Raw genomic sequence first — 2,070 nt, forward strand, 5'->3', positions numbered from 1 at the left:
TTTTTTTATATTAAATGTGTATTGTTCGTGCTCGTGTTGAGTATAAGCGGAGAAATATCCGCTCAGGAGAAGCGTGATTCGGTAAGGATCTATTTTCATCAAGGAAAGGTAAATATAGATACATGTTTACTTGACAATGGGAACGAGATGGAGCGGTTTGCTAAAATCTGTTCCGCATTGAACGACTCCGTCCGTCTTATCAGGAAAATTCAAATAATAGGAGGAGCTTCCCCGGAAGGAGGGGGGCTGTTGAATGGAAGGCTGTCTGAAAAACGAGCAGAGGTTTTGTGGCGGTATATATCACCTTATATAAAGATTCCGGTATTGGAGAGGGATTTTCATTTTTCGGGAAGCGACTGGAACGGACTTATAACGATGGTGAGAGCGGATGTGAATGTTCCGGAGAGGGAGGATGTCCTTCGTTTGTTGGAGAAGATCGTCCGTTTGGAAAACCAGGACAGCCCTTATTGGGGGGGAGAACTGAAAAGACTGAAAGGGGGGAGGCCATACTCATATTTGTATAAATTCCATTTTCCGAAACTTCGTTCGTCGATGGTGAAAATATGCTATGATAGTGATCCGATAAATCCCGTCAGAGATACGGTATATATACATACACGTGATACGTTGTGCATCCATGATACCGTTACCGTCATAGCTCCGGTAAAGAAACGGCCGTTTTGCATGGCGGTGAAAACAAACTTGCTTTATGACGCTGTTTTGATACCTGACATCGGGGTTGAGTTCTGTTTGGGGAAGAACTGGTCTGTGGCCGGGAATTGGATGTATGCCTGGTGGAAAAGTGATCGGAAGCATAATTATTGGCGTATCTATGGGGGAGATGTGGAGTTGCGCCGCTGGTTCGGTCGGAGAGCGGTGGAAAAACCGTTTTCCGGGCATCATGTCGGATTGTACGGGCAGATCGTCACCTATGATTTCGAATTGGGTGGGAAAGGTTACTTGGGGGATAAATGGAGTTACGGGGGAGGCGTGGCTTACGGCTACTCGTTACCTGTGGGACATCGGTTCAATGTGGATTTCACGTTGGGAATCGGCTACCTTGGAGGATCGTACAAGGAGTACATCCCTTTGGACGGTCACTATGTATGGCAGACCACTAAAAACCGCCGCTGGTTCGGCCCGACCAAGGCGGGTATCTCTTTGGTGTGGTTGATCGGGCGGGGGAATTATAGCCGGAAGAAAGGAGGCAGGCAGTGATACGGATACGCTTTAGTCTGGTGTTCATATTTTTATGGATGGGACTGACGGCTTGTGAGCATAAGGATTTATGTTACGATCATCCGCACTTTGCCACGGTGCGGGTAATATTCGACTGGACCAAGATTTCCAATCATGACAAGCCTGAAGGCATGAGGGTCGTATTTTATCCGACCGACGATGAAAGCAACACGTGGATATTTGATTTCCCCGGAGGAGAGGATGGGGAAGTGGAGCTCCCCGAGAATGATTACCGGGTAATTTGCTTCAACTACGATACCGACGGGATGGTTTGGAAAGAAAACGGCAGTTACACGCTTTTTACTGCCGATACGCGTGATGTTCGGTCGCCGGATAACCGGACAATGGCCGTCACCCCACCCTGGCTGTGTGGCGACCATATAGACAGAGTTATCCTCAAGGACATTCCGGGAGGAAGCGCGGAGATAGTACGGCTGACTCCCGTAAACATGGTATGTCACTACACGTATGAGGTGAACGGTCTTCGGGGACTGGACAGGGTGGCGGATTTGCGGGCCGCTCTTTCCGGCATGTCCGGCTCGCTTAACATGTCCGGCGACAGTTTGCCCGCCGGTCTTTCGGAGAGCCTGCTCTTTGATGGAATGGTTTCACGGAATCAGATTATAGGCGGATTCTATACGTTTGGACATTCCGCACTTGAAGGAGAGCCCAATGTTTTCCGGCTGTATCTCAAGAACCGTTCCGGCAGCATGTCTGTATTGGAACAGGACGTGAGCGGCCAAGTGCATGATGTCCCGGTAGTGGGGCATGTCGGTGATGTGCATCTGGTGTTGAATTTTGATTATGAGGTACCATCCGAGCCGGGAAGTG

Annotated in this window: 2 protein-coding genes; both read left to right on the forward strand. The window is 49.2% G+C overall.

Annotated elements, in window-relative coordinates; genetic code table 11:
• The coding region (locus DWZ47_RS30165; RefSeq protein WP_233525139.1) for a DUF3575 domain-containing protein at positions 1–1,218 on the forward strand (1,218 nt) is incomplete at its 5' end.
• Positions 1,215–2,070, forward strand: an 856-nt coding sequence (locus DWZ47_RS30170) for a DUF5119 domain-containing protein (protein WP_117515677.1), incomplete at its 3' end; no start/stop codon positions are given. The genes DWZ47_RS30165 and DWZ47_RS30170, both read left to right, overlap by 4 nt.

Origin of the sequence: Bacteroides sp. AF32-8BH (assembly GCF_003435205.1) — a bacterium.
Classification (GTDB): Bacteria; Bacteroidota; Bacteroidia; order Bacteroidales; family Bacteroidaceae; genus Bacteroides; species Bacteroides ovatus.